The organism is Vibrio sp. 99-70-13A1 (assembly GCF_013114625.1).
In the GTDB taxonomy this organism is placed as follows: Bacteria; Pseudomonadota; Gammaproteobacteria; order Enterobacterales; family Vibrionaceae; genus Vibrio.
The window spans coordinates 1-625 of sequence record NZ_VTXD01000106.1; the positions used below are offsets into that span (position 1 = coordinate 1).

The window sequence follows — 625 nt, forward strand, 5'->3', positions numbered from 1 at the left end:
GACAGACTAAATTATGAATAAAAACAATATTATCGATTATTAACCCTAAGCCAATCGTCTAATAATATAGCGAAAACAACTGTATCCCACCACTGATCCTTGAAAAACCTATTTTCAAAAAAATATGCCTCTTGTCTCATTCCTAAATCTTTGCATAATTTAACCGCAGGGGTGTTCAAACTAATAGTTTCTGCATAAATACGATGTATCCCTAACACACTGAAGCCGTAACTTGCTAGAGACCTAATAGCTTCGATAATCAAACCTTTTCCTTGTGAATTCCTTGCGATTCCACAGCCCATTGATGCTTGCTTATCAGATTCAACTCGTAAACAAACGATCCCAATAAACTCTCCAGTAAATTTTTTTTCAATAGCTAGTTGATATGAAGTGCGAGGATTATCTTTAGCTTGTTCAATAAATAATTTCGTCAGTTCTCGATATTTATCAGGATGACAATCTTGCTCATTATAAAACCGTTGGTATTTATTATCCTGAGAAATTTTCACAAAACGCTCTTCATCCACCTGTTGCATATCTCGAAGAATCAAGCGTTCTGTTTCTAATTTAAACATAAACTCTCCTAGAGTTATTTAAAAACCACAAATCAAAATTAATGTATCTA

1 protein-coding gene is annotated in these 625 nt (G+C 33.4%); it reads right to left on the reverse strand.

Features of this window, described 5'->3' with window-relative positions; all coding sequences use genetic code 11:
• Positions 1-29 precede the first annotated feature (29 nt).
• Positions 30-575 (reverse strand): GNAT family protein, encoded by a 546-nt coding sequence (locus F0226_RS22390; RefSeq protein WP_171737696.1) that lies wholly within the window; start codon positions 573-575, stop codon positions 30-32.
• Positions 576-625: the final 50 nt, after the last annotated feature.